This is a genomic window from Ehrlichia minasensis (genome assembly GCF_004181775.1).
Lineage (GTDB): Bacteria > Pseudomonadota > Alphaproteobacteria > Rickettsiales > Anaplasmataceae > Ehrlichia > Ehrlichia minasensis.
Genome location: NZ_QOHL01000001.1, coordinates 123,096 through 146,005, shown reverse-complemented (window position 1 = coordinate 146,005; position 22,910 = coordinate 123,096). Strand labels below are relative to the sequence as shown.

Here is a 22,910-nt window from a genome sequence, read left to right as displayed (position 1 = left end):
AACACTATGACAGAACACTATTCACAATTAACAGGAGAACCTGATTTCCCATCAATAGAAGAAAATGTTTTAAAGTTTTGGAAAGAAAACAATATTTTTAAAAAATCTGTAGATAACAGAGATGAAAATAAAAGATTTATCTTTTACGATGGACCACCTTTTGCAAATGGGTTACCTCATTACGGACATTTACTAACTGGATTTATTAAAGATACTGTAGCTCGTTACAAAACAATGGCTGGATTTAAAGTAGAAAGAAGATTTGGATGGGATTGTCATGGATTACCTGCTGAAATGCTGTCAGAAAAAGAATTAGGAATTTCAGGAAAGCTAGCAATAGAAAAATTTGGTATAGAAAAATTTAACAATCATTGCCGCAATTCTGTAATGAAATTCTCAAAAGAATGGAAACAATACGTAGACAGACAAGCAAGATGGGTAGATTTTGAAAACGACTATAAAACAATGAATCCATCTTTTATGGAATCAATAATATGGTCATTTCATGAATTATGGAATAAAGGACTAATATATGAATCTATAAAAATTGTACCATACAGTTGGGCATGCCAAACACCTTTATCAAATTTTGAAACCAGAATGGATAATGCTTATAGAGAAAAAACCAGTAAAACTGTTACTTTAGCATTTGAATTATTAGAAAATCCAAAGTTTATCACAACAGAAAATGTAAAAACTTACAAAATTCTAGTTTGGACTACTACTCCATGGACTCTACCATGTAATCTTGCTTTAGCCATCAGTAAAAATATTAAATACTGTGGAGCCATTATTAACCATGAGATGTTTATTTTTGCTCAAGGATATTTAAAAATCTTTCAAGAGTATTGCAAAAAAAATAAGATCGAGTATCAATTATATAATAAAGATATTTCATATGTTAATTTAGAAGGTTTGTATTATGAACCTATATTTAAATACTTTGCTGATGTAAAGAATGCATTTAAAATTTTAACAGCAGACTTTGTAGTAGAGGGAGAAGGTACTGGCATAGTGCATATTGCACCAGGATTCGGAGAAGATGATTTCATATTATGTAAAATGCAAGATATTCCACATATTGATGGAGATACATCTAATTTATTATCAATTATTTGTCCAATAGATGACGGAGCAAAGTTTACTGACAAGATATCAGATTTTAAAAACATGCACGTATTTGACACAAACGATCAAATCATTAACATCTTAAAACAAAAAAACCTTTGTTTTAAGACAGATGAACATTTACATAACTATCCACATTGTTGGCGCACAGATACTCCACTGATATACAGAGCAATGTCGTCTTGGTATGTCGAGGTTACAAAAATAAAAGATAAAATGATAGAGATTAACAAAACAGTAAATTGGATACCTAATCATATTCGTAATGGACAATTCGGCAAATGGCTAGAAAATGCTAAAGATTGGGCAATATCACGTAACAGATTTTGGGGTACCCCTTTACCAGTATGGAAATCAGATAATCCTAACTATCCAAGAATCGACGTATATGGATCAATAAGAAAAGTATTTGACAATGTTAAGGCATTAGAGGAAGATTTTGATATATCATCTCTCAATGACTTACATCGTCCATATATTGATAATTTAGTACGTCCTAATCCAGATGATCCAACTGGAAAATCAATGATGAGACGTGTCAATGACGTATTTGATTGCTGGTTTGAATCTGGATCAATGCCATACGCACAACTTCACTATCCATTTGAAAATAAAGAGTTTTTTGAAAATTATTTTCCAGCAGATTTTATCACTGAATATATAGCACAAACTAGAGGATGGTTTTATACATTATTCATATTATCCACAGCATTATTCAATAAACCACCATTCATAAACTGTATATGTCACGGCGTAGTATTAGATACACAAGGACAAAAATTATCAAAAAGACTTAATAATTATGCTGATCCAATGGAAATATTCAATCAATATGGTTCTGATGCCATGCGATTTCTAATGCTATCTCATACTGTATTATACGGTGGAGATTTGCTATTAGATAAAGAAGGAGTCATGATAAAAGATGTACTACGTAATGTAATAAAACCAATATGGAATAGCTACAACTTTTTTACTATATATGCTAATATAGACCATATAAAAGCAGAAATAATTACAGATCTCAACGGATTAACTAACATTATGGATAGATACATAATATGTGAATGTATCAGTACAATACATTCCATATTTAACGCTATGGAAGAACTAGATCAATGTTCTAATAATTTTGGATACAATATAAAATTAGCATGTAATAACATTACTAAATTTTTTGAAACATTAAATAACTGGTATATAAGAAGATGTAGAAGCAGATTTTGGTCATCAGAAATAACACAAGATAAGCAAGAAGCTTATAACACACTATATACTGTTATATACTATATGATAAAAGTTTCTGCACCATTTTTACCTATCATCACTGAAGCAATTTGGCAAAGATTAAACTTTCAAAAGGAAGAATCTGTACATTTATCATCACTACCAAACATAAGTAACTTCATATTAAACAATGAAGATAAACAAAATGTTCAATACATGAAATTAGTAACGTGTATATGTAATTATGTATTATCCATTAGGAGTACTCATAATATTAGAATTAGACAACCTCTTAATAAAATAGTAATATACAGTCATAATTGCCCAGATTTACTAAATTTACCAGTAGAATATCAAAACATTTTATTAGAAGAAATAAATGTAAAAAGTATATCATTCAAATCTGATATATCTGACATAGCATCATTTCAACTAAAATTAAGTTTTCCAGAACTTGGCAAAAGAATACCAGACAAAGTTAAACGTTTAATATCTTTATTAAAAAATGATCAATGGAAAATACTAGAAAATAACAAACTGTTACTTGGCACAATAGAAGCAGAACATTATATCATAAATCATAATGAATACACTTTAACTCTCAAAGTCCACAATGATTTTGCCTGTACTATCAACTTAGATCAACATCTACTTGGCGTAGTATTACTAGATCATGAACTCTCTAATGAGTTAATAATGGAAGGTATCGCAAGAGACATAATAAGAATAATACAACATTCTAGAAAAGATAATAAACTTAACATTTCTGATAAAATAGATGTCGTTATACACACTAAAGATAATATAGTGAAAGATTCTATTAAAATATGGTCTCAATACATAATTCAACAAACTTTATCTATATCATTCTCTATACATGAAGAAATTTTAGACATTAAGAACATCAACGAGTATTACAAAACTACAATGAAAGACAAAGAAGTATCCGTATTTCTAAAAAAATCGCATATTTAAAACATATTACATTTATAAACTAAAATTCATCTAAAATACAATTTAAGAATTTTATTTACAATTTTAACAAACTAAAATTTTCATAATAGTTAATATATATTTAAATACATTACTCAGATACCGATAATAAAATTGCTAATCACAGCTTTAAAAATATTTTATTTTTTTGAATGCAATATATTAATCTTTTCATAACAATCATTAGTATTTTGTTCTGATACCACTACACTTTTTTAGTAACTCATACATCAAACTATACTTTTTTCTACAACTGGCTTATTAGGTAATTTCTATAATACCTAAAACAGCACACCGTACAGAACAACAGGTATACCACACAAAGACCTCGCTACGATGTTTATAATTACTATGATCATATACCCCACTTGATACTGATAGAAGAAATATTTTCTGTTTACTACACACTATAGACAATGTCATCATCACTATAATATTTTATTACTATTCTGATGTTGTAACACTCTTCTTAGCAACACCAGAGAGCTAAACTCTCACTTCATTCTACAAATTGTTCAATATGTGATGACAATACACCTAAAGGCACAGCTTTTTCAACAGCAGATACATCAGACTAAGCATTTATATTAGATTTCTAATAATTCATTTACGATTGCACAATGTTCAGAAGATACAATCTTAACGATAGGTAGTTAATATTTTTTATCTTTCATACCAACAGCATTACTTTCTTATCATCACTACCACAATATTCGTTCCGCTGTAGAAACATATATACGTTAAAATATAGAAATTTTCAAACAGTATAAACATTTTTGATTTTTTTCAATAACAGGATGGTAGTTCCTTTATTACAAATGTAAACGTACTGTTTTAAGCCCAATTAATGTAGATCATTTTAGGCAATATTCGTTATGTAATGACTCTTACTTATGTTACATTGGTTAAAATAAATTTTAACTATAAAATCTTAATAATATTAGTAAAAATTGACAATATCAATACAGTAATGATATACTATGCATAGTGTTTGTAAAATAATTAAAACATAATGGAATTAATATTACTCTTTGATGGAAATACACCTGCCTTATATCCCACAAATATCTGTACTTATGATAAATCAAAAGACGAATATACTATAACTTATAATAGTCCTGATTTCTCAATAACCTCAACACATCCAGGTAATAATGTAGCTTTACATCAGTTGCATGGAGCAACATTTAAACAATGTTTTACAGTAAGTAGTATAACTCTACCAATCTCTCTACACTGTTTATATGGTAAAAACAAGCGTAATGAGAAGACGTATATAATTCTTGGTTTAGAATATAATTCATTAGGAACCTTAGTAAAAAGAGGTGTAATTCTTAATAATGCAAACTTAGTATCTGCTGGTATTATACGCAACGATCTATCATATGAAGAAAATACAAAGATTCTCTTTAATGATTTTAGTAATCACATAAAAACTGTACGTAATATTAGTACACCTCGTACATATAGGTTTGATTTTTTTAATGATGAAGGAAGTCTATTTCATACTGAATATAAAAATACAGTACTTGAAGAGACACAAGTAAATCAATCTACTGGTACTAATACATATGTCATGCATTTCTAGAAAATTACACTTACACTATTATTTTTTTACTATTAAAAACACATATTTTCAATCAATTAAATCTCATATTTAACATAATACTATAATTATTTAATATAACTGCTTACATAGTATTATATAAATAAACTTTAAAAACCAAAATTGATCAAAAATACGTTTATTATATAATTTTGCAAAAAATTTTTACATATTATGTGTTGTATATATAAACAATTTTCATATTAGTTATTCTTAAAAATTATGAATTATTAAGTAATATCAATTGATTATATTCTTGAAATATATGAATTAGTAATTTTATACAGTTATACTCAGTTTAATTCCTGTTAAATTTGTTAATTATTAACAGATACAAAAATAATGGTTTACTTTTTTTTTCACTTTTCTGTCGATAGTATTATAACCTGTAGTTTACTTATCAAAATCTAATGTTGATATACCTAAATACATTTTATGTACAAAATTAAGTACACATTTGTACTATTTCATTTCTTCTAAAGGAATTATAGAAAATATCTTTAATCCACTGCTAATAATATATGCTACAGCTTTAGCTAAATATATTCTCGCAGATGTAAGATTTATATCATCATCCACTATAAAACGTCTGTTTACATCCTTATTCCCATAACCCCATAACATATGAAAAGTTTCAGCAATTTCTATCAAATAAAAAGTTATACGATGCGGCTCTGCAGTTTTTGCAGACAGTTCAATTACATTTAACCATTTCGCTAATAACTTAATTAATAATATTTCCTCTTTTGAAGATAATACAGAAAAATCAGTATCTTCTATTTTTAAAATGTTTGGAGCATTACGCATTAATGAATAAACACGAGCATGAGCATACTGTACATAAAATATTGGATTATTTTTAGATTGCTCAACTACTTTAACAAAATCAAAATCCAAAACTGCATCACTTTTACGAGTCAACATGATAAACCTTACTACATCTATACCAACTTCTTCTATAACATCCTTGATAGTAAGAAATTCTCCAGATCTTTTTGACATCTTTACTTGAACTCCATTGTTAAGGAAATTCACAATATTATGTAACTTTACATCTATAGTGGCAGTATTATCACTTAATGCTTTCACAGCAGCTTTTAACCTTTTTACATATCCAACATGATCACATCCTAGTTCCAATATCATATGTTGAAAACCACGTGATATTTTATCAAAATGATATGCTATATCATTTGCAAAATAAGTCCAACTACCATCAACTTTTTGTAACGCTCTATCCACATCATCTCCAAAATCAGTAGATTTAAACAACATTTGCGTTCTAGGCTTCCAATGATGATTTTCTGTTCCTTTTGGCTGATCTAATACACCATAATATATCAGTTTTTTATCCTTCAAAAGATTAACACATTTTTCCACAACATTATTCTTTAGCAATGCTGCCTCCGATGTAAAAACATCATGTTTAATTCCCAGTAATGCAAGATCCTGTTTTATAAGATCAAGAAGATGTTTAAGAGATATATCACGTATAATCTTCATTTTCTGAGCAGAACTCATTTCTAACAAGTCTGTACCATACTTTTCATATAAAAGCTGCCCTATTTCCTTTAAATACAATCCTGGATATAACCCACTACCTATAACAATATCCTGACCAGCAGCTTCTTTATATCTCAAATATACAGATTCAACCAACACATCTATTTGTGTACCAGCATCATTTATATAATATTCCCTAACAACTTGATACCCTACTTTTGATAATAAGTTTGCTAATACATCACCAAATATAGCTCCACGAGCATGCCCTATATGCATTGGCCCAGTAGGGTTAGCAGAAACAAACTCTATATTAACTTTACGACCATTTCCTATATTAATATTAGCAAAATCTTCCTTTAACATATTAATAGAAGATATTACTTCATACCAAACATAAAGAGAGAGGTTGAAATTGATAAAGCCCGGCTTTACAACACTAATATTGGATATTTCTTTAATATTAGAAAGCTCACGCAGTAATATTTCCGCAACATCCAATGGATCTTTTTTAACATACTTGCTTAAAATTAAAGCAGCATTGGTATATAAGTCTCCATGATCATGATTATTAGGATAATCAACTATTAACTTACTCAATATAACATCATCTAATACTATTAATTTCTTAGCACTTAACACATGCAATTTTTCAACTATGCAATCTTTAATTGTATTAATCAAATTCATCTATATCATTCTCTTATAATTTTCACCTATTATACAGCTTTCTTACAATATTAAAAGCAAGCATATATATTATTTTATTGATTCATAGCTTAACAAAAATCAAATAACTATTAAATTATTTACTATAAGTATAAAATATTAAAATCATTCTTAAATATTACAAATATTAAAATAAGTTATTTAATTATAAATAACTTACCCAATGCTATAAGCCATTGGTAAATCACCTTTCTTACAACAGATTTATATATTCCAAATTTTACTTTCACATGTATGATAGTATATTCATTATAATTAAATGAGTTTTAGTGTGAGATGGCAAGACCAAGGAATAGTCATTGCAATAAGAAAATACGGTGATGATAAAACCATAGTTTCTATTTTTACACAAAAACACGGATTAAAAAAAGGATTAGCAAGATACCACAACAAAACAATTCAAAAATTACAAATAGGAGATTATGTTAATGTAACATGGAGCGCAAAATTAATAAGTAATTTAGGCTACTTTAAATACGAACTAATTAAATCAACTTTATACCATTACATACACAACAATCTTAAAACAATGTGTATAGCTTTCTTTACTGCCATACTAGATCAAGTATTACCAGAAAATGAAGAAAATTATACCATCTATAACTATTTAGATATTTTCATGAATTCAGTACAAAATAAGGATATTAATTGGCAAATTAAATATCTTACATTAGAATTAACTTTACTATCAGAATTAGGATTTGGACTAGATTTATCACAATGTGCAGTAAACAATACAAATGAAAACCTAATATTCATTTCACCAAAAACCGGAAAAGCAATATCACAAACTGTTGGATTACCATATCAAAAAAGCTTATTACCTTTACCTCCACTATTATATAACGTGTATAATAACTATACTTACAAGTACTCTAAAACAGATTTTAAGGTAAGCCTCAATGTAATAGGATATTTTTTAAAAAAACATTTTCTAACAGAAAAAAATACAACATTAATAAAATATAGAGATGAAATAATTAAACTTATAGATTTACAAGACTAACATTTGACATTTTTAATAATCACCGAAAACACTTTTCTAACAATTCAATAACAAATTTCACTTTAACTACATATCTACTAATTTTTATATGTTGAATTAATATAAGTTTTATTTAAATAGCTTAAAAAAATGTACTTATTAAAAATATATTTACAATTATACAATATAATCATAGATTAAAATTATTTTATACAGTGGTTAGATTATGGACGGGAATGAAGGAGGTGGTGGGATAAATGTATCCGCTTTACAATCCTATTTACATCAACAGCAAACTGCTAGTGGTCCACCAGAAGATGAAGAAACTGTATTTTCAGTTATGGTATTTCTTGCTTGGTTTTATAAAAATGTACCATGCTATCTTGACAGTGCAACAGGAAATCTACTTGCTTCTGTTACCTCTTTAGGTATGAATTTGCCAACCACAGTAGTTTTTGGATCTGAAATGACTAAAAATATTTTTGGATTGCCTAAATTACTACCAGACCCACAATCAGGAGATGCTACTGGCAGTGGTGATACTGGAGGCAGTGCAGATGACGTAGCTGCTGCTGGAGGATCGGAAGATCCAGATGATATGCAAATTGTACATCCTGATGATCCATATGCTCCAGATAATTATCCTCATGCAGATCAAGATGTCACTGCTGCTGCAGGTCATGGATTAGATGAAGCTGCATTACAGCAGGAACCAGAATATCATCATGAAAGATCTCCAAGCCCTACTCCAGCTACACAACAAAATGCTCAATATGATCACGATTTCCATTAACAATTATAAAGTACATTTTATTTATATCAGCACATTTAAACACATTATGAATTACAATAAATTAGCTTATTACAAAATTTCAGTTACTACTCATCATAAACTACAATACTTAATATAATTGCTATATGATTCTTCACATTTATATTTTCATTAAATAAGTAATTTTAATAATTATCTATGTAAAAAATTTAAGAAAAGCTAATGTAGAAATTACTGACACATAATTCTCATAATTACTCACATATTTCAGTAAAAAATTCACTGTCCACTAATATGTAATTCTTCACAAAACTAATACAGTTCTTATGAGCCAAACTTTCACACTATAGAACCATACTAAGTACAGCTAGGTATGATATTCAGTATAAGAATATCCAAATGACAGCTTTTTCTCTACAATCTAACTATATGGAAACATAGTTAGTATTATCATTGATAAATAATGCACATAATATAACATTCAAGAATACTATAAATCAGCACATATTAATAAAAAAAAATTAAGATGCCACTTACTATAAGCATTAAATTAAAATAACTGAAATATAAGACAACATTCTATATTTTTATACCTACACCAAGTAGTTATATATTAACTTGTAATTTTTTAAGAGACTTATTGCTATAACAAACCATACTGTATAGTAACATATCAAAGAATTAAAATATACTAAAAACAATATTAATAAAATACGTTATTACAACATAGATAATTAAGAAAGAAATGGTCGGAGCGGAGAGATTCGAACTCCCGACCACTTGGTCCCAAACCAAGTGCGCTACCAGGCTGCGCTACGCTCCGGAAAAAACATTCAATTACTATCCTACCAAGAATACATATTATATCAATAAAATAATTCTTGTTATTCAATAAAAATAATTTATCATTTTACTTTAACATAATAAATAATAAGCATATATCTACTATTGTAAAGACTGCTAAAGGACGTAAAATTTCTTCCACAAGGTGGCTGCACAGACAATTAAATGACCCTTACGTTGCATTAGCAAAAAAACAAGGCTATAGGTCCAGGTCTGCATTTAAACTTATAGAAATGGACAACAAGTTTTCTATATTTAAAAAAGGACAATATGTACTTGACTTAGGTTCATTTCCTGGTGGATGGTCTCAATTTGCAGCACAAAAAGTTTCACATGGCAATAATAATTTAGTATTCTCTGTAGATATCCAGAATATGGATGCAATTCCTAATGTTACATTTATTAAATGCGATATTTCAAATGAAATAGAAATACTAAACTGCAAATTTAATAACAAAAAATTTGATGTTATTTTATCAGATATGGCACCAAAGGCATGTGGAAATAAACAAGTTGACCATGCAAACATAATTAATTTATGTGAAATGTCACTCGATATAGTAATAAAATTTGCAAGAGAAAATGGAACATTTATTACCAAAATTTTACAAGGAGAATACGAAAAAGAATTTTATCAATCAATGAAATCTAATTTCAAATCTGTAAAATATTTCAAGCCAAAAGCAAGTAGAAAAGATTCATCAGAAATATATTTAGTAGGATTAGGATTTAAAAAAGATTTGTAATAGATTTAAACAAACACAATATGCTGATAATGCTGCATTAATACATAGCATTAACAAATATTATTAAAATTTTCTACAAATAGCAAAAATTACTTTACATAACTAACAATAGATATATAAAGTTGCTACTAATTATTAAAAGATTAATTAAATATCTTAATAACATATTATATTAATTAAATAAATTAAATATACTATGATAGCACAAGTAAAAAGTGTAGCATTCTATGGAATAAATACAATAAATGTTGAAGTACAAATACACATTGCAAAGGGTATACCAGCATTTAATATTGTCGGACTACCAGATAAAGCAATAGCTGAATCTCGTGAACGTATAAGAGCAGCATTAAATTCGATCAATTTATCATTACCATCACAAAGAATTACTATAAACTTATCTCCTGCAGATTTGTTTAAAGAAGGAAGTCATTATGATCTACCTATTGCTGTAGGATTACTCATGACAATTGGCATAATACCAAAAATCAATGATTTGCCATACATCATATTAGGAGAATTAGCACTTGATGCTTCAATAACTTCAGTTTCAGGAGTATTACCAGCTGCTATAAGTGCACAAAAGCAAAAAATTGGAATAATCTGTCCATACAACAACGGAGAAGAAGCATCATTAATCAAAAACATTCCAATATTATCACCTAAACATCTTACATCACTGATAAATTATTTTAATAAAAATGAGACTATACCAACTACAAGTAACAAACTGCTTATAGAAAATCCAGAATATTTGGATATGAAGGATGTAAAAGGACAATCCATTGCAAAAAGAGCATTAGAAATTGCTGCAGCTGGAGGACACAATGTATTAATGGTAGGACCACCAGGTACTGGAAAATCAATGATAGCAAAAAGACTACCTGGAATATTACCAGATTTAACCTATGAACAAATAATAGAAATAAACACTATAAAGAGCATCACAAAAAAATGTAATAACTCAATATCAACTACACGACCTTTTCGTGATCCGCACAGTTCATTATCAATAGCAGCTATGGTAGGAGGAGGAAAATACGTAAAGCCCGGAGAAATTACATTAGCTCATCAAGGTATACTATTTCTAGATGAGTTACCAGAATTCTCAAGATCAGTATTAGATGCTTTAAGACAACCATTAGAAAATAAAGAAATCCTAATATCAAGAGCAAATCTTAATATAAAATATCCAGCAAATTTTCAATTAATAGCAGCAATGAACCCATGTAGATGTGGTTACTTTGGTGATCCATCAAAAGCATGTTCTAAAGCACCTAAATGTGCAATTGAATACCAAAATAAAATTTCTGGACCATTAAATGACAGAATAGATATACATATAGAAGTACCATACGTAAATATGCTATCACACGATAATTACAAAATATCAGAAAATTCAAAAATAATAAAAGAACGTGTCATTCTTGCACAAAAGTTACAAAAAACTCGCTATGGTAACTCTTTTAACAATGCAACAATATCAGAAAATATGTTAACAAAATTTTTAATACCAGATAAGTCTGGAATGCAGCTTCTTAGAAATGTACTACAAGAAAAAAATACATCTGCAAGGGAATATATAAAAATTCTCAAAGTTGCTAGGACTATAGCTGATCTAGCTTTATCAGAATTTATATCATATAACCATATCGCAGAATCATTATCTTATACTAAACAAAAATATATAAAAAGAATATAAAGTTTTCAATAAACAAATTATAAACTAATTAATAATATATTTAACATATTATTAGCTAAGTTAACGTATTTTCTTGATTTTTCATTTATTATTAATTAATATTAGATTAAATAATTAATTTATAGGTTAACAACTATGAAAAATTCAAAATTCCAAACTGCACTTCTTAATACAATTGGTGTATTTTCTACTGCAATGGCATTATTGTCTGGAATTGCTACTGGAATTACAATAACTAGTATTTTATCTAATGCAAAAATCCCAGGCACAGATCCATCTATTGGAAGCTTGTTGGCCTTATTAGCATCTACTGCAATATTTTCTTTAGTAGCTATAGGTTCTTTAGTAGGATCACGTGCATTACCAATATTCCAACAACCAAATACAGAAGAACAAGAGCCAGAGCCAAGGTCAGCATTTACGGATAGTGATGATCATAGTCTTACATTGAGAAGAAATGCTAGTCACCAACATGTTCAGTAGCCTCCCATTAAGATATATACAAGCTGTCTAATTATATGAAGATACTAAGTACGACATTATAGCAATTTCATAGTGTCGTACAAATATTTTATGTGAACCTCTTACTATCATATACTGCTTATATCATTAAATTATACATAAGCGCATGTTTTAATCTGTAATTGAACTCTGCTCCATATATAAAAAATATACTTAAAATATAAAAAAACAATAATGATGCAATAATGCCAGCCAAACTACCATATATTATGTTCAATTGTTGAAATGTTTTTATATACCAAGTAAAAATAAAAGATGAACACGTCCATAAAAAAGTAACCAATATTGCACCAGGTATAACATTTATCAGACTTTGCTTAATATTTGGCACAATAAAATATAATAAAGCAATAGATATAAACAACATTAATTCAATAATTGCGTATTTAAAATATGCCAAATTTTTATCTAACATTTCATAAATAACTGGCAGTAAAATTATAGATACCATAGCAATAGTTATTGTTACTGTAATCATAAGAAACTGAAAAATACTTAATAACCTACGAAAAACATAAGAAGGTGGGCTAGAAACTCTATATGCTTTATTCAAGATAGTTCTTATCCCTTCCACAGCAGATGAAGAAGTCCATACCGTTCCTATAATTGCCAATGTTAATAAGCTGTGGGGAGGTCCTGATATTATTTCTTGAACTCTTGGCATAATTCCTGAAATAATTTCACTAGGCACATTATCACTAATTAACAGAATTAACTTTTCACTAATGCTAATATCATAATAATTCAACAACTGAGCTACATTTGATACCAATGCCATCAAAAATACCAAAAAAGGAAATATCGATAATAATATAATAAATGATAAATATCCAGCATGTTCTATACCATCATGCTTTACCACATCAACCATTGCATAATATACACATTTAATAAAACACTTTGCCACTCTTATTAACATATTTTCATTGCCTTTAATAAAAATTACTGAATTACATAAAGATTAAAAATATAAAATTTTTATTCAAATTTGAAAAAACGATAGACTTTAATACTATAAACTATGTTATAACAAATGACATATTTTTAACTAAATAAAATACATCACACACTTAAAACAATACTATGAAGGAATTTGAATATATTAAAAACTATATATATAAACTAGACAATGATTCATTAATAGGAGATGATGCTGCTATTATTGATCACACAAATAAATTATTAGTAACAAAAGACATACTTATAGAAGGTATACATTTTTTTAAGAATTGTAACCCAACTATATTAGCAAAAAAAGCCATTAGATCCAATTTATCAGATATTGCAGCTATGGGATCTATACCCTATGGATATTGTTTAGGATTAGTCTTACCTTATAATATAACTAAAGACTGGTGGCAAAATTTTACCAACAGTTTAAAAGAAGAACACGAAGAATTTAACATTAAGCTACTAGGAGGTGATACAACATCCCACAAAGAAGATAAAATTATAATCAGCATTACTGCATTTGGAACTAGTAATGGTAATATATTAAAAAGATCAGAAGCAAAAATTGGAGACTTTATTTATGTAAGTGGAAATATCGGAGATGCAGCACTCGGATTACTGATATACAGAAAAATAATCAAAAAAAATTATAATAACTTAACAAACAAATATGATATACCTCAACCAAGGATTAGCTTAGGAATTAGTATTAATAACATTGCATCTTCATGCATAGACATTTCAGATGGATTAATACAAGATCTTGAACATATCTGTCACTCATCGCAAGTAGGAGCAGAAATATACTTAGATAAAATACCTCTATCAAATGAAGCACAAGAAATTATAAATAACTCACCTAAATACATAGATAACATCTTATCTGGAGGAGATGACTATGAATTAATATTCACAACCAGTCCTTATTTTTCTCACATAATAAAAGAAATATCCTACAAAAATAAAATAAAGATAAGCAAAATAGGAGAAATAACACCGGGAAACTCTGTAATACTTTATGACAAAAATAGAAATATTATTACATTAAACAACAAAGGATTTAACCATTTCGCATAACCAAAGCATTTTATAGAATAAATAAACATATATAAACAACTATCACAAATTAAGTAATCATAAACATATTCTAAACATGTGAACATATTCGATAATTTACACCATGGCTATATAACCTTTACAAAACGCTCTAAACAGATTTCATAATTATAAAATGCAACATTACAATAACACTAGTCAGATTTCGCATAAAATACATTATTCCAAATAGGATTTTTTATTTTTTCCAACAGCATTTTATGCTGTTTTATTTCTTCTTCACTCACTTCATAAAATCTTGGCTCTATAGTTACATCTTCACACTGATTATTCATATTACTAGCATTTATGATATTATTACTATAAGAAAAATCCAAAGATCGTTGCAACCCACCCATTAATTGAACATATACTTTTCCCAGTAACGTCGCATCCAACAATGCACCATGAAACTTTCTATCTTGCAAAGAAATATTAAATCTTCTACATAAAGCATCTAAAGTAGATGAAACTCCTGGAAATTTCTTCCTAGCTAAAATAAGTGTATCAACAACTTGAAAATCAGAATCATAATCTTTCTGTATTTTATCAAGTTCCATTTTAATAAACTTAATATCAAACCCAGCATTATGAATAACCAACACACTACTATTAACGAAATCCAAAAACCTATCAGCTATTTCTGAAAATTTAGGTTTATCTTTTAGCATATCAATAGTAATACCATGAATCTTTGTTGCGTAATAAGGTACATCACGTTCAGGATTAATATATTCATGAAAAACCCTACCAGTAAAAACACGATCTATTAATTCTACACAACCTATCTCTATTATTCTATCTCCACCATCTGGATCTAATCCTGTTGTTTCAGTATCTAAAACTACTTCTCTAACACCCTTATAACAAGACATATATTTTTCTACCAATATTTTGCACTGCAAAAATAGATATTAAAACCTTATACAAATCAAAAACACATAATTAAAAATAATATCAATTTCACAGAACAAGCACAAATAATGAAATAAAAAAATATCTAAAAAAATAAGTAGTATGTATTAAACTATTTAATAATTTAACGCATACTACATATAAATAAATTATAGTAATTCATTATACAAAAACACAATAAAATTCCAGTATATTAAAATTCATACTTCACACCCAATAATACTACATTACCATCATGTTTAACTTTACTACTTTCGTTATCTACATTAAAATAATGATAGTTTCCAAAAATTTTATATTGTCCTTTACAATTACTATTGATAGACAAATTATAATCAACTCCTAAACTAAAGTCATAGAATTGAGTACCAACCTTATTACTTCTAAAATAAGATGTACTTACAGAAGCTTTATTATATATGTACTTTGCACCAATGTTCCAATAATAAGTATAATCATTTTTGCTATAAGGCTCAAAAGGTACAGTTCCAGGATAAATAGCAGTAATATAACCAGATCTACCTAAATATCCATAAGAAGCTGCGAAAACAGCATTATGATAAGTGACAGATGTGCCTACAGCAAAAGCTGCTAACTCTTCAGCAGAAGAATATGTGTTATATAATTTTTTTAACTTATCAACATTATTAGACCCATACTCTCCAACAATAGATGCAGAAAAATCAATATCATTAAAAGAATTACTATAAGATAATCCAGCACTTATAATATTTTCATAGTGTGCTCCTACAAAATCAATTTTAGCTGGAACAATACTGTTCACTTCAACATCTTGAACGCTAGGATTACTTAACTTTTCAAGGGCATCATTAAATGAATTAGGATCCTTCAATTCTGACACCATTTCGTCAGTCAATAAAGGTGGAAACTTAAACTGCTTAATAGTATGAGAACTCACGCTTTCAAATAAACTAGTATCATAACCTGTTGGAGCATAACTAACACCAAACCTTACACCCATAAAACTTGGAGATTGATAAGATAGTCTAAAAGGTAAATTGTTGATAAAATCTTTATCTTTAGAAATAATATCACTATTACTTCTATTAAACACACTTTCACTATATAACCCAGGAAATACTTGATATTTAATATTATTAATACTTGATAAGTCAGTATATTCTAGCCAAGCAATACTGTTATCTCCAGCTCCTATACTAGAAGCATCTATTTTCATTATTGATTCAACACCTTCTTGATATCCAAATGATAAATTTCCATAAGAAGATTCAACAAATAACTGTGCACCTCTATTATATGCTTTCATTGAAGGAATAAAATTCTTATTTTTCACAGCAGGTATTGCAACTTGAAAATTACCGCCATAATAAATTCCAAGATCAGCATTATTATTTATAGACTTAATATTTAATATACCATCTAACTTTACACCATGATCTTGTATTTTTTTCGAGTGATTTGTAAACCAAGCATAAGACAGTATCTTACCACCTATATCTATCTTATGATATCCCTTCATTGATGGATATAAACTTACTTGCTTGACATGTTCACTATTTTTTATAACGTTAACCAATTTTTGCTGAGTTTTATGATCTTGATCTATATCATCTACTGAAAAAGCATCAACATTATACAAAAGCAAGAAAGAAACAAAAGCAGTAGCAAACGAAAACTTTTCCATAAAGATTACCGAAATTAATTTTATAATAAATATATTAACAATACTTAATCAAGTATAATACAGAATGTCAAGAAATAATCTCTATATCATTAATAAATTGTATTAAAATATTACAATAGATATAAATTTTTTTATTAAAGATCAAGATAAATTTAAATAAATTATCAAAATAATAATAAAAAGAATACAAACAAAAAATCTAGATAAATATTTAGAAAGAATTTAAAGAGAAATAGAGAGAAAATAATAAGATGTATTACACCTATCTAAAGCAATGGAAAACAGAAGACACCATGCTTTGAATAACAACAACAGCAAGCCTAATAGTAAACAAAAATTTAAAATAAAATCAAACTATGTACAGGAAAAAAATATTTAAAACTCTAACTTAGCACCAACCAAAAATATATTACCAAATCCACTTTTTTTCTTTTCTTCAAACTCACGCTTAGCAAGCCTACATGCACAAGTAGTTTGAGGTTCTTTCACTTCTTTATGATAACATACTTTATCATTAACAATAGAAACTTCTGAAAACTTATAGTAGTGGTAATTCCCAAATAACTTACACTTCATTTTACTTTGACTTTTCAACAAATTATATTCAATCCCTAAATTAATATCTTGTAATATATTTCCACTTCTACTACTCTTAAAATACCCAACACTAATGTAATAAGAGTGATATTGATATCCTAAAGCTGCATCTAAGTAGTAAGTATTAGATCTTTCATAAAGCTTGCGTACATCATTAACTGGTTGTACACTATCTGTAGTTGTGTTAGCCGCATCGTTTAATACACTATAATATTTTACAAAACCAGAATGTCCAAGGTATCCATAAGCAGCAGCAAAATTGACATTTTTGTAACTTAATACAGAACCAATAGATACACCTTGTAAATTATAGCCTTCTGGATAAATATTATAATTACTCGCATTAAAATACAACCTAGGACGAGCATATTCACCAACAACGGAAGTACTAAACTTAAAACCATGAAAATCATAATCATAAGCTATACTGCCACTGAATATATGCTCATATTTTGTACCAAATAATATACTATCTTTCACATCTTTAATACGTTGACGCAATTTTGACTTACAATCTTCATTACTTGAATCATTAATATTTATTGTCCCTAGATCAACATTAAGATTTTTATTAATGCTACTCAAGTTTTGAAAACTAACTTGTGGATTTTTTAACGTCAATTTAGAAAATGGCACTTTAGCTTTAGTATTGTCCTGCAAATCAACATAAAAAGAAAACTGCCCAACATCACTTAGATGATTGATTCGAGCTTGACTATTATCAATTGTACCATGACACCTTACTCCTTCATTATCAGTCAGAATATCAGAAGTCCTTGGCAAATCAATTTCCAAATATCTATCACTAGTACCAATATCTAATTCACAATTTTCACCTAAATTAACACCTTCTTCCAACTTACTGATTAATTGAGTTAAATCTACAGTACCAGCATTCTGAAAATCTGCAGATAATTTAGGCATTTTAGTCATAACAGATATCTCTTTAATAACATGTTGCTCAAGCATTGTAGAAAAAGAATCAAATTTATATCCAATAGGAGAGTAACTCACACCAAACCTTAACCCCATAAAACTAGGAGATAGATATGACATCCTTAACGGTAGATTATTAATAAAATCCTTACTGCCATTTGTAATATCAATGTTATCATCATTCCTAAATACATTTTCACTGTACAACCCAGCAGAAAAAAGAAATGGATACATTGAATAACCCAATGCATTCTTCTTTTCAGACAATACACCTCTTAAATGTTGTGTCCAACTATTGCTTTCATCACCTGCAATTATATTAGAAGAATCTAACTTCATAATAGATTCTACACCCTCTTGATACCCAACTGAAAAATTACCATATTGAGTAGCAGCAAATAGTCTAGATCCCCTATTTAACGCAGCCTTTCTTTCAAAATTTCTTCCTTTAACACTAGGTATGGCTACTTGAAAATCTGCTCCATATTTTGTACCAGAATCACCTGACTTTATTTCAGCACCTAAACGTAATATAGCATCATAACTCATACCATAATTATCCATATTACCAGATATATCAAAAATATTATCAGACTTATCTGCTGAAGCCCACATATAAGATATAGCCTGCCCGCTAACTAAAGCACGACCCACTTTTACTAAATTATTTTCTCTATTGTCTAAATTCTTTTTATCAGAAAAATTTTTCTCATTGACTTTATCAACTTGCTTTGCATCAAGATTAAAAATGTTGACATCACTTAGTATATCCACTGAAAACGCACTACTCCCAAGTAACACAAAAAAGGAAGCTAAAGCAGAAGATACTAAAGTTAACTTCATAACCACACCACATTTTACCAAGTAAAATTAGATACTAATCATCAAAAAATAATAAGTCAAAACATTTTATACAACTTTTAGTAAGTTTTAGTTTAAATTTATAAAGAATATTATTAAAATATAGAAAAATACTTATATACATAATTAAATTCATTACAAAATTAGCATATAACTAATAACAACAATCAAATTACAGAACTGATAGTGGCACACATAGTAATTTTCTTATACTTAACAATAATGTAAGCTTAATAATAACGTGTAATACTGAACAATATTAGCAAGCTATGACTACTATTAATATATATTCATTTATGCTAATATTAACTAGTACATCATACTTTTAACAATTTCAAAAAATTAATAACGAAAACATTATCATATTAACATTTTGATTATATAATATTTTTCACTAGCAACTATTTAATAAGTTAAGAAATAACATATTCATAACTAATAATAAATTGACATATTTTATATAATCAGTTTGCAATTTTTACACTACTACTCTAATAAATCTACTTTATTACATATATAACAATAAAGCATATAAGATGTGTTCATATATTAAATATAAAAATGTTAATCTCGTTGCTGCTTACCTGTATTCTGGTTTTATAAAGTATCATAAGTTTCAAAAATCACACTGAAAATAGTAGTGCTAATACAATCATAATTGCTATAAATCTCTAATACTTAATTTGGATGCAGCTTTAGTATGTCAGTATCACTTTCTCATATTAGTACTTGGTATTTTAAAAAAGTGTAAATACATTGCAACAATTAACTTAGAGATTGAGTATAATTTGCCAAAAAATCAAAGTAAGATGAAGTGTAAATTGATTTTAGAATTTCTAAGTAAAGTAATAATAACTTACACTTAGAACTTAGATAATAACATGAAGTTAAAATTCAACAAAAATAACAACTCACTTAAATAAAAATATTTACTTACTATTTTAGCTTTCTGCATTTATCTTATACACATAAACTAAGAAACATATATCAATAACAAAACTAGACAACAATACATAAATTAAAAAATCACAGTTTTAAATAATGTGTATTGTACTCTAGACAAAATTTAAAGCTCTTATTAATATTGCAATATTTCGCTCTTACTTCTACCTATGAATTAAGAAACATATACTTAACAATCTTCACTAAAACTAGACAACAATATACAAATTAAAAAATCATAATTTTACATAATGTATATTGCACTCTAGAAAAAAGCTTAAAACTCTGATTTAATACCTGCGAGTAATACGTATCCTTTACCACTTAAATCGGTTGGTTTATTAGGCACACTGCTACTAGCATAATTCATTTGATTAAAAATATAATAATTATAATTAATAAACAAACTATTCTTAAAACTATTATATTTTAAAATATTATATTGCAACCCAACACCTACATCTTTTAACTTATTACCAAGTTTATTACTTTCAAAGTAAATAACACTAAAATTTAAAGGCTCAAGTTGATAAGCAATACCTATATTCCAATAGTAACTAGTATTTTTAGAAAATTGCCATTTATCATGACAAATATTTTGCGTACCGTAATGACTATAACATACTTTATTTACAAGTCCAGAACCATTTAAATTTCCATATGCACCTGCTAGCTTCAGATTATCATAACTAAAATTAAAACCAATCGATATTCCTCTTAATTGCTGATGAACATAATACATAGCATAACCTAATCTAATATCGTCATCGATATATTCATTACCATATTCACCTATAATAGAAGTATTAAACTTAAAATTTTTAACATTACAGGCATAAGAAACACCTCCACTAATAATATTCTTATATATTGGTCCAACAATCCCTACATTAGAAGCATTACTTCGACGATTTATACCATACACAAGAGCATATTCTTTAGTCACGTCTAATTCACCATCCTCTTTCTTTTTCACATCACTGACAAGTCTTTTATCAAAAATTATTGGCAATTCAAATAATTGTTGATTATAGCCAGTAGGAGAATAGCTTATACCAAACTTTAACCCCATAAAATTTTGTGATTGATAAGATAATCTAAACGGCAAATTATTCACAAAATCTTTAGTAATAATACCAAATGACGCATCATGATTTGATTCATTAAAAACAAGATTATCATCATCACGGAAAACACTTTCACTATATAACCCAGGATTAAAATTGAAATTGTATAATAAATAAGTTGGGTCGTCCTTTTTTTCATGAACAATGCCCCTCAAATGCTTTGCCCAAATGTTATAATTATCACCAGCAGCTATATCAAAAGCATTTAATTTAATAACTGACTCCATACCCTCTTGATATCCAACTGAAAAGTCACCATAGGGAGTTTTAGCAAATACTTTTGATCCTCTATTAAAAGCAGCATGCTTATTAAAATTTCTTCCAGCTACATTCGGAATATTAACTTGAGAATGTATGCCATACACAATTCCACGTTTATCTGGATTTGATTCAACCCTCACACTTAATATCGCATCATGTTTAGTACCAATCTTCTCAATATTACCACCAATATCCACGTCAAAAAGCCTAGTATGATTCAAAAATTTCTTTGTGCTTTTACTAGAATCACTTGAATACCAACCATAAGATACCACATTACCAGCAAGTTTAACACCACTACTCCTTTTTATCGCACTATCCATTTCTGACAACAAAACACATTTTTTAACATTACCTATAAATTTCTTACAATTTGCAATATCAATTTCTGATCCGCAATTCTTATCAACTGCAGACGTATCATTTAACATTTCATCAGAAAAAGCACTGTTAGAACACATCATTAATAAAGATGCTAAAGCAGAAATTATTAAGGGATTTTTCATAAACACACCCAATTAGTTACACACTACACTAATTACACTACTGCTAAAACAGCAGTAATATTATGATATGTCAGTATATATCCATAAAAATATATTATCAATAATAAAATAAAAATTATTTTTCCAAAATATAATAAAAAATGCATTTTTTTATGTTTTAACACATAGAAATCTTACATTGACAATTTTATATCAAGAAATTCATACAGTGATTTGAAACTTTAGATAAATTAATATAATACACCAATATGTGCCTTTATCTTTTTCATATGCTTTTTGTGAATATTCAGAAATCAC

Annotated in this window: 14 protein-coding genes and 1 tRNA gene; 8 read left to right on the top strand and 7 right to left on the bottom strand. The window is 27.8% G+C overall.

Annotated elements, in window-relative coordinates; all coding sequences use genetic code 11:
- Positions 1–6: 6 nt before the first annotated feature.
- A complete protein-coding gene (ileS, locus tag DRF75_RS00605) occupies positions 7–3,330 on the top strand; it encodes an isoleucine--tRNA ligase (protein ID WP_129992484.1) in 3,324 nt (1,107 codons plus the stop codon).
- A gap of 1,030 nt (positions 3,331–4,360) precedes the next feature.
- Positions 4,361–4,936 (top strand): hypothetical protein, encoded by a 576-nt coding sequence (locus tag DRF75_RS00600; RefSeq protein ID WP_129992483.1) that lies wholly within the window; start codon positions 4,361–4,363, stop codon positions 4,934–4,936.
- A gap of 480 nt (positions 4,937–5,416) precedes the next feature.
- Here DRF75_RS00600 and argS read toward each other — a convergent pair whose 3' ends face one another.
- The gene (gene argS, locus DRF75_RS00595) at positions 5,417–7,147 is read right to left on the bottom strand and encodes an arginine--tRNA ligase (RefSeq protein ID WP_045171401.1); all 1,731 of its coding nucleotides are present in this window, start codon (positions 7,145–7,147) and stop codon (positions 5,417–5,419) included.
- Positions 7,148–7,457: 310 nt separating this feature from the next.
- Here argS and recO point away from each other — a divergent pair, with 310 nt between their 5' ends.
- Together recO and DRF75_RS00585 are read left to right on the top strand one after the other, a co-directional pair.
- Positions 7,458–8,192 carry a DNA repair protein RecO gene (recO, locus tag DRF75_RS00590; RefSeq protein ID WP_045171430.1) on the top strand — a complete coding sequence of 245 codons (735 nt, stop codon included), beginning with the start codon at positions 7,458–7,460 and terminating at the stop codon, positions 8,190–8,192.
- Between the two features lie 205 nt (positions 8,193–8,397).
- Positions 8,398–8,964 (top strand): hypothetical protein, encoded by a 567-nt coding sequence (locus tag DRF75_RS00585; protein WP_129992482.1) that lies wholly within the window; start codon positions 8,398–8,400, stop codon positions 8,962–8,964.
- A 725-nt stretch (positions 8,965–9,689) separates the two neighbouring features.
- On the opposite strand, the gene DRF75_RS00580 is transcribed toward DRF75_RS00585, so the two are convergent.
- Positions 9,690–9,766: transfer RNA gene (locus DRF75_RS00580), tRNA-Pro, on the bottom strand.
- A 151-nt stretch (positions 9,767–9,917) separates the two neighbouring features.
- Here DRF75_RS00580 and DRF75_RS00575 point away from each other — a divergent pair.
- The 3 genes from DRF75_RS00575 to DRF75_RS00565 all read left to right on the top strand — a co-directional run bounded on the left by DRF75_RS00575 (position 9,918) and on the right by DRF75_RS00565 (position 12,717).
- Complete coding sequence (locus tag DRF75_RS00575; protein ID WP_082020021.1) at positions 9,918–10,532, top strand: RlmE family RNA methyltransferase; 615 nt, start codon at positions 9,918–9,920, stop codon at positions 10,530–10,532.
- 196 nt (positions 10,533–10,728) lie between these two features.
- Positions 10,729–12,234, top strand: coding sequence for a YifB family Mg chelatase-like AAA ATPase (locus DRF75_RS00570; RefSeq protein ID WP_045171403.1), 1,506 nt, complete (start codon positions 10,729–10,731; stop codon positions 12,232–12,234).
- Between the two features lie 135 nt (positions 12,235–12,369).
- Entirely contained in the window at positions 12,370–12,717 is a 348-nt protein-coding gene (locus DRF75_RS00565) for a hypothetical protein (RefSeq protein WP_129992481.1), read from the top strand.
- A 118-nt stretch (positions 12,718–12,835) separates the two neighbouring features.
- Here the strand turns inward: DRF75_RS00565 and DRF75_RS00560 are convergent, their stop codons facing one another.
- On the bottom strand, positions 12,836–13,675 hold the full coding sequence (locus DRF75_RS00560; RefSeq protein ID WP_045171405.1) for a YihY/virulence factor BrkB family protein: 840 nt from the start codon (positions 13,673–13,675) through the stop codon (positions 12,836–12,838).
- A 164-nt stretch (positions 13,676–13,839) separates the two neighbouring features.
- Between DRF75_RS00560 and thiL the strand changes: the two genes are divergently transcribed.
- Complete coding sequence (gene thiL / locus DRF75_RS00555) at positions 13,840–14,784, top strand: thiamine-phosphate kinase (protein WP_045171406.1); 945 nt, start codon at positions 13,840–13,842, stop codon at positions 14,782–14,784.
- 173 nt (positions 14,785–14,957) lie between these two features.
- Here thiL and dnaQ read toward each other — a convergent pair whose 3' ends face one another.
- The 4 genes from dnaQ to DRF75_RS00535 form a co-directional block, all read right to left on the bottom strand.
- Positions 14,958–15,677, bottom strand: coding sequence for a DNA polymerase III subunit epsilon (gene dnaQ / locus DRF75_RS00550; RefSeq protein ID WP_045171407.1), 720 nt, complete (start codon positions 15,675–15,677; stop codon positions 14,958–14,960).
- Positions 15,678–15,910: 233 nt separating this feature from the next.
- Complete coding sequence (locus DRF75_RS00545) at positions 15,911–17,383, bottom strand: porin family protein (RefSeq protein ID WP_045171408.1); 1,473 nt, start codon at positions 17,381–17,383, stop codon at positions 15,911–15,913.
- A gap of 375 nt (positions 17,384–17,758) precedes the next feature.
- Positions 17,759–19,759: an ECH_0525 family surface protein Esp73 gene (locus DRF75_RS00540; protein WP_129992480.1), complete on the bottom strand. Its 2,001-nt coding sequence runs from the start codon at positions 19,757–19,759 to the stop codon at positions 17,759–17,761.
- Between the two features lie 1,237 nt (positions 19,760–20,996).
- Positions 20,997–22,613: a porin gene (locus tag DRF75_RS00535; RefSeq protein ID WP_129992479.1), complete on the bottom strand. Its 1,617-nt coding sequence runs from the start codon at positions 22,611–22,613 to the stop codon at positions 20,997–20,999.
- Positions 22,614–22,910: the final 297 nt, after the last annotated feature.

What these genes read in the sequence shown, in the direction of transcription:
- thiL (WP_045171406.1), top strand. Translation starts at nt 13,840, where the DNA reads ATGAAGGAATTTGAATATATTAAAAACTATATATATAAACTAGACAAT.
- DRF75_RS00570 (WP_045171403.1), top strand. Translation starts at nt 10,729, where the DNA reads ATGATAGCACAAGTAAAAAGTGTAGCATTCTATGGAATAAATACAATA.
- DRF75_RS00560 (WP_045171405.1), bottom strand. Translation starts at nt 13,675, where the DNA reads ATGTTAATAAGAGTGGCAAAGTGTTTTATTAAATGTGTATATTATGCA.
- DRF75_RS00545 (WP_045171408.1), bottom strand. Translation starts at nt 17,383, where the DNA reads ATGGAAAAGTTTTCGTTTGCTACTGCTTTTGTTTCTTTCTTGCTTTTG.
- dnaQ (WP_045171407.1), bottom strand. Translation starts at nt 15,677, where the DNA reads ATGTCTTGTTATAAGGGTGTTAGAGAAGTAGTTTTAGATACTGAAACA.
- DRF75_RS00585 (WP_129992482.1), top strand. Translation starts at nt 8,398, where the DNA reads ATGGACGGGAATGAAGGAGGTGGTGGGATAAATGTATCCGCTTTACAA.
- ileS (WP_129992484.1), top strand. Translation starts at nt 7, where the DNA reads ATGACAGAACACTATTCACAATTAACAGGAGAACCTGATTTCCCATCA.
- DRF75_RS00540 (WP_129992480.1), bottom strand. Translation starts at nt 19,759, where the DNA reads ATGAAGTTAACTTTAGTATCTTCTGCTTTAGCTTCCTTTTTTGTGTTA.
- argS (WP_045171401.1), bottom strand. Translation starts at nt 7,147, where the DNA reads ATGAATTTGATTAATACAATTAAAGATTGCATAGTTGAAAAATTGCAT.
- DRF75_RS00535 (WP_129992479.1), bottom strand. Translation starts at nt 22,613, where the DNA reads ATGAAAAATCCCTTAATAATTTCTGCTTTAGCATCTTTATTAATGATG.
- DRF75_RS00600 (WP_129992483.1), top strand. Translation starts at nt 4,361, where the DNA reads ATGGAATTAATATTACTCTTTGATGGAAATACACCTGCCTTATATCCC.
- DRF75_RS00565 (WP_129992481.1), top strand. Translation starts at nt 12,370, where the DNA reads ATGAAAAATTCAAAATTCCAAACTGCACTTCTTAATACAATTGGTGTA.